The following is a 6,548-nucleotide window of genomic DNA, read 5'->3' as shown; positions in this document are numbered from 1 at the left end:
GTCCATGCCGATGCGGCCGATCTGCGGGGTGAGCCGGCAGCGTTGATTTCGCCAGGGGAAGCGGGCCTGGGCCCTTCGGCGTTCGGCGCCCTCGCCGGACTTCCAGGCCTCCAGATCGAGGTCGCGCCAGAAGCGCGGGTCGCGGCCGGTCTGGCGGTCGTGCTCGGCAGTCACCGGGTCGCGGGCGCGGAACGGCTCCAGGCGGGGCACGTCCGGCATGGGCTGGGTGATGTCCATGTAGCGCTGGATCATGTCCCACAGGGCGCGCACCTCGTGGTCGTGATCGACCACCCCGCTCAGCGAGGTCCGGTTGAACTGCTCGCCGCTGTAGCGGTGCACGAACATCAGCCGGTAGAAAATCCCGCCCCGCTGCACCACCCGCTCGAGATAGGCATCGAACTCCACGAACGGCGCCTCCAGCGGTGGCTTGCGCCGGCCCCGGGCAAAGCGGACCTGGCCGGTGCGGCGATTGAACTCGCTGCTGCGGTTGTCCAGGTAGCGCTGGCTGCGGGCGGCGATGACCCCGTGCAAAGGCTTGAGCAGGAACGCCCCGAGGTGGATCAGGCCGATCATCAGGGGTTGGGTGGTGTAGGCACCGATCACTAGTGCGCCCAGAACGCCGGCCCCTAAGATCAGCATGATCACAGAGACATAGATAAAATCATTATATTCAGAGAGGGCCTCGTCAATAACAATGGAAAAATAAAATGGAATGGCCAGGAGGGCGAAAACATAGACCACCGGAACCGCGAGTATCAGCACGGAAAGCCCCAGCTGGCTTTTCAGGAAGCGGATCCGCTCGTGATCCCACCACCAGTCGTCCGACCGGTAGAACTCCGGGTCCTGCTGTTCCTGGTGCTGCACGAACTCGGCGTCTTCCAGTACCTGCTGGTGCGGGTCGATGTGGGCGTAGTCCCCGAACGGCAGCAGGGTCTCGCCGAAGCGGTCGCGCGCCCTCGGCGGGGCGGGCAGCGGCGGGATGGCATCCGGGCGATAGGCCCCGGGGGCGTAGTCACCGGAGGGGTCGGGGCAGCTCATAAGTCGAACTCCTGGATGTGCCAGTACAGCGGGTCCTGTGAGCGCCCGGTCAATTGTTTGACGAGCGCGGTGAAGGGATTGTTGACCGTGCGCTGCGCTCGACCCGGTGGGTCGCCATGCTCGCCGTCCCGGTAGGGCTCGTACTGCGTGAGCGCCGGAGTGGGCAGGACCATCTCGCCCCCCTCCCACTGGATGCGCGCCTGCAGGGCGATCCGCAAGCGGGCGCTGGACGAGACAGCGACGTTGCCTAAGTCGACCCGTTCCTCGGCGGCCCGGCGCCGGACCAGAAAGCGCACGGCGCTCTCCCGTGGCAGCAGTTGGCGCCGGCCGATCACGAAGGGGTCCGGTGCCTCGGTAATGTAGGTCGAGGCGTATTGATCCCCGAACCGGGTGGGGGTCGTGGCCGTGGTCTGCGTGAGTTCCTGCACGGCCAGGGTCAACGATTCGCCCGGGCCGATCCGGAAGCGGCTGATCAGGGGCGTGCGGACGGTGACGACGTAATCGCGGTTGCCGGGCCCGGCCGTCTCGCCGATGCTGGCCAGCAGGGCCTGCTGCTCGTCCGCCCCGAGCCGGTGGTAGCGCTGCACCTCGATCTCGACGGGGCTGAGCGCGGTGAGCAACTGCGGGTAGTAGCGGGTGTCGTCCGTGGATTCCGGCTCCGCCTGGGGATGGGTGCCGAGCGGGCCCTGCCGGAGCAGCTGCTCGAAGTCGGTGTCCTGGTTCATGGCGGCGTAGCTGGTGCCGCCGATGGCCAGCCCCAGGCCCAGCAGGGCCCAGCCCCAGCCGGGAATCAGCAGCAGGCCCGTCAGCAGCGGGGCGGTCACGAACAGTGCGGCACCGGCCACCGCCACGCCATGCCCGGCGGCGGCGCCGCGATCGCCCTGCTGCAGGCTGATGCGCAGTTCCCAGGCGCTGATGCCGACGGCGGCAACGCCGGCCAGGAAGTTCGCGATGCCTATGGATCGGACCAGGGTGCTGGCCCCGACCTTTTGCAATCGGGCACCGATCAGCGGCCAGTTCTTCATGTCGAACCAAGGCCGCTGGACGAAACGCCCCGTCCGCGATACCGGTTCCGGGTACAGGGCGGTATGCAGCTTCATGGAGGCCGCTGTCAGGTCGATGAAGGCTCCAAAAGCTCTCGTCCGCTGCAGTGCAACATGCCCCTGTTTCTCGGCCTGAAGGAGCCCTGAAGCCTCACGCCCCAGGTTATAGATCGCGAAGCCCACCAGCATCCGCGAGATGGCCGGGCCATCGACCACGACCCGGGCCTGCTCGGCCACCTTGGTCAGGCGGAGCTGGGCGGCCCGGGCTGCCTCGGGGTGGCCGGCGGGCAGCACGAACACCAGGGTGTACCCCGCCACGCGCCGGATCGCGTCGTCCACCTCCGCGCTCATGCGTTTCGGGCTGGTGGAGCCGGTGACGTTGCCGTCGGCATCGACCTGGTCGGCGAAGAGGTAGTCCCGCCGGGTCTGCAGGGTTTCGCTGGCGCGGTCGCGGTCGGTGAGGCCCCAGTGGAGGCCGTCGCCATGCACGCCCAGGATGGTGTAGCGGTCCAGGTCGACTTCGCCTCGGCGCATGATGCGCAGTTCACCGCCCAGGTCGCCGTCGATCAGGTTGGCGTGGCTCTCGACCGCGGTGAACAGGCGCTGCAGCCGGATCACCTCCACCTCGTCGGACACCCGTTCCACGGCGCGCAGCACGGCCTGGCTCCACTGGCTTACCACCGCACGCAGGAGCCCCCCGACCCTGCCGGCGTTGGTCAGGTGGAGAACGGCTTCTGTCTGCTCCTGCTCCTGTTCGGCCAGATTGCGAGCCATCAGCCCGAGCGTCTCGAGGCCCAGCGCCTCGGCCCGGGCCTCGTCGATCTCGCTGTCGTCCCCGGCCAGCCGGCGCAGGAGGGCGACCGACGGGGCACCATCGCCGTCGTCCGTGCCGGGCGCGGTGGCATCGGCCTGTTCGGGGGCCGACGGATTCCACAGCGATTGCAGGTCGGCGCTCGTGAGCAGGGTTTGCAGAAGGTTGCGCGCGCGTGTTGCCGGAGCGCTATCCGGGTGATCGTGCAGGACGCCCGGGAGTTGCTGCAGCACACCGAGAAGGTCGGCGCACAGGGCATACCCTTCGCACAGGCCGAGGTCGTGATGGCTGGTGAAGTCGCGCAGCACGGCGGTGATCTGCCCTTCGCTCGCCAGCCACTGGAGGGTGTGGAGCTGCCGGTTCAGCAGGGCCACCGTGGCGTCGCGCTCGGGTTGCTGGAGAACCGCGTCCAGCCGCTCGGTGTCGAAGGCGTCCCGATAGTCGGCGAGGGGGTTGGTGCCCCCGTCCTCTGGTGCGGCATAAAGGGCCTGGCGGATCAGCCGGGCCGAGTGCCCCAGCGGTTGCTCCGCCAGTTCCGCATCGAGGGCGTCGAGGTAGTGCTGGGCGAGATGGATCTGCGCCAGGGCGTGACGCAGCGCGAACAGCGGGTCCGGTATCGGCACGGCGATGACGCCGTCGTTGTCCCGCCGGCCGTCGAGCAGGTCTTCGCCATCCTCGCACTGCAGATCCAGCGAAGCGGCCCGGTCGTCCTCGCCGGCCTGCGCCCAGCGGTGCCGAAGACGGGCGCACAGTTCGTCCTCGGCCGGGGCATTAAAGTCGGGCGTGAAGGCTTCGGGGGCCTCCAGCATCAGCTCCATGCCGAGATCGCGCCGGCGCAGGGCAAGGACGTCGGCGAGGCGGCCGGCGGGGAAACCCCGCGTCAGGGACAACTGGCGCTCCCCGTCAGCAAGCACCGCCGCGGCCGCGTTGATGGCGGCGCTGCGGGACTTGATCCGCGCGGGGTCCGCCTCCAACCAGCGGATGTAGGAGCCGCTCCAGGCGATCTCGCTGTAGGCGAGACGCACCTTGTGCAGGGTGGCCTCCCCCTGCAGCATCGCGGGAGCGAGGATGTGTTCCAGCCACTCCCCCTCGGCGGGGCGTTCATCGGGCAGTTCGCCGGTGTCGGTCTGCTCGCGGCAGGCGGCCAGGTCCACGTCGCTGAGGCGGCCGTCGGGACCGACCTCGAGTTCGCGCCACAGCCGATCGCGGACAAAGACATACAGATAGCCTGGCCGCAGCATCCCGAATGTCACCGATGCGTCCTCGCTGCCACCCCCGAGGTGGGCGGGCAGCCCCCGCACCAGTTGTGCCAGCGGACGGATGGCCACCAGGGTGTTGTCCTGCAGTTCCCCGTCCTCGCGCTCCTCGACCGCGCGGGCATGCTCGAGCAGCGCGATCTCGATCTCGCCGCCCCCCTCGCGTTTCGGGATCACCAGCGCCAGGGTGCCGTCTTCCTCGTCCGAGTACTCGGCGCGGCGGCGCACGCCCAGTTCCACGGCCTCCTCGTTCAGTTCCTTGAGATCGCCTTCACTCATTCCTTGTGCTCCTCGTTCGAAAGTCGCTCCGCGCTGAAAAGCGGGAATGGTTCTCAGCCGGCCGGAACGAGGCCTTCCGGGCAGGCACGTTGTTCAAAACCCGGTGGGTGGGCTCATTTGCTCTGTTCCGGAGGTGGCCCCCAGGGCGTCCCTTGCGTCATGACAAGATCATGTTCGTCGACGTAGTCGCGTTCATATATGTGGTAGTTCTCGATCGCGTCGATCTCACGGACAAGGTGCTCCAGTAGAGCTGCCGTATGTTCATGGCGTTTGCCGCAGTCCTTTACATAACGGACGGCATATTCCGGACGTGGCGAGTTGTACGATACGGAGGCAATGCGATACTGCGCGGCGAGGCCCTGCCTGCCGATGGTGCGCGAGATCATGTCATTCACTTGCCTTACGGCATCGGGCGTGTCCAGATCACCCGTCAAGTCGAAGCGCACGATACAGCCGCCACGGTCTTCTCCTGCATACGAGGCCTCGCGGTCAGAGGTGTTCGGGCAACCCGCCAGCAAAAGGGCGAGAGCCAAAAACAGCATGTTCGCAGAAATCTTCATGACCTTTTGGCTCATTTCAATCGACAAGGGTATAAATCCGGACGGCAACGCCATGCGAATTGTTGTGGGGTGATTGTTGCCTGGGTAGCTCAAGAGTCCAGAGGTGTCCTCCCTCGGAGTCGTAACCGGCATCGATGACTCGAGTCACGGATTGTCCGAGACCGACATGCCCGCCTACATTGAAGTCGGGCTCCGCCCTGGGGCGGCCCACGGGCGGAAGTGCTCGCGCGACCGGCTTTACTTCTCCACTGTCGTCCAGCGGATTGACCCATACGGCCACATGCGCACCATCAAGGCCGATGGTGTGGCTGATGAGCTCTACTTTTAGCCTCCGGTTTGACACCACCCGTTCGGTCTGCCCTTGTGCAGCCAGTTCACGGGCAAACCTCCACTGATCCACTGCAGCTCCGGCAGTGCCCTCTTCTTTTTCACTTGAGGGTCTCTCCTTTGCGGCAGCTGTGCTATCTGGTCCACTGCCCGCGCCCTGGTGCTCATCGGAGGGCCGTGCTTGCGTGCGTGCCTGTGTAGCAGCCGCGTCTGCCCGACCCTGGCGCAGGCGGACCTGCTGGCCGTCTTCACTGCCGCTGGTGATATCCACCAGCAATTCCCGCTCACGCTCTGCGGTGCCTTCGGCCATCGAGGCCTCCCGAATGGCGTCGGCCCCTGCCCCGGGCGCGGGTCCGGAGGTGCTCGAACGGCTGCGGGGGCTCGCGTCCGCGCTGCGGGGATGTTCGGGCATCTGCACCTGCGGTGGGCTGCCGGAGCCGGGGCTGCCGCCGGAGTTGAGGCGGACGTTCGGGCCGCTGAGGGTGACGCCGGAGGGGTCGACCTTGATGAAGCTGCCACCGGCCTGGAGGGTGATCTCGGCGCCGGCGTCGAGGACGATCTTCGTGCCGGCGGCGTGGTGGATCTCCCGTCCGGCCTCGACGAGCTGGGCGGTGCCGAAGCGCTGGTGCAGGGTGCCGTCGACGGTGAGGTGCTGGTCGGCGGCGGTGTGTTCGCGGCGTTCGCCCTGGACGGTGAGGTGTTCATTGCCGCGGACCTCGGCGAGGCGGTCGCCGTGGACGCCAAGATGGCTGTGGCGTTCGATGGTCTCGCGGCGGTCGTTGCGGGTGATCAGATCGAGGTCGCGCTGGGCGTGGAGGTGGATCTGTTCGGCGTCGCGGGCGTCGTCGAAGCGCAGTTCGTTGTAACCCTCGGCCTGGTGGCTGCGGGTGCGCAGCACGGAGCGGGTCTTGTGTTCGGGCAGCGGGTACGGCGGGGGATTGTCGCCGTCGTGCACGGCGCCGGTGACCACGGGGCGGTCGGGGTCGCCCTCGAGGAAGTCGACGATCACGGCGTGGCCGATGCGCGGGAGCAGGACGCTGCCGTAGCCGGGGCCGGCCCAGGCCTGGCCGACGCGGATCCAGGCGCTGGCGTGTTCGTTGTCCTCGGCGTAGCGGTCCCAGGGGAAGCGCAGCTTCACGCGGGCGTGGTCGTCGCAGTGGATCTCCTCGCCCTCGGGGCCGACGACGCGGGCGATCTGCGGGCCGTCGACGCGGGGTTTCCGGTCGGAGTGGTA

At 67.7% G+C, this 6,548-nt stretch carries 4 protein-coding genes; all 4 read right to left on the bottom strand.

What is annotated here, in order from left to right; genetic code table 11:
* On the bottom strand, positions 1-1,038 hold a 1,038-nt coding region (locus tag C998_RS14205; RefSeq protein ID WP_018871399.1), incomplete at its 3' end, for a hypothetical protein.
* Positions 1,035-4,427: a toxin VasX gene (locus C998_RS0113445; protein ID WP_018871398.1), complete on the bottom strand. Its 3,393-nt coding sequence runs from the start codon at positions 4,425-4,427 to the stop codon at positions 1,035-1,037. The genes C998_RS0113445 and C998_RS14205, both read right to left, overlap by 4 nt.
* Before the next feature lie 113 nt (positions 4,428-4,540).
* Positions 4,541-5,014 (bottom strand): hypothetical protein, encoded by a 474-nt coding sequence (locus C998_RS0113440; RefSeq protein ID WP_231365009.1) that lies wholly within the window; start codon positions 5,012-5,014, stop codon positions 4,541-4,543.
* Positions 5,004-6,548 (bottom strand): type VI secretion system Vgr family protein (locus tag C998_RS14200; RefSeq protein ID WP_038082135.1); only part of this gene is annotated, 1,545 nt, incomplete at its 5' end. The genes C998_RS0113440 and C998_RS14200, both read right to left, overlap by 11 nt.

Origin of the sequence: Thioalkalivibrio sp. ALgr3 (assembly GCF_000377325.1) — a bacterium.
GTDB lineage: Bacteria > Pseudomonadota > Gammaproteobacteria > Ectothiorhodospirales > Ectothiorhodospiraceae > Thioalkalivibrio.
Note: the sequence above shows the minus strand (reverse complement) of the source record. Positions and strands in the feature narration are given on the sequence as shown.

Excerpts from the sequence above, each read along its gene's own strand:
- C998_RS0113445 (WP_018871398.1), bottom strand. The coding sequence starts at position 4,427 with ATGAGTGAAGGCGATCTCAAGGAACTGAACGAGGAGGCCGTGGAACTG.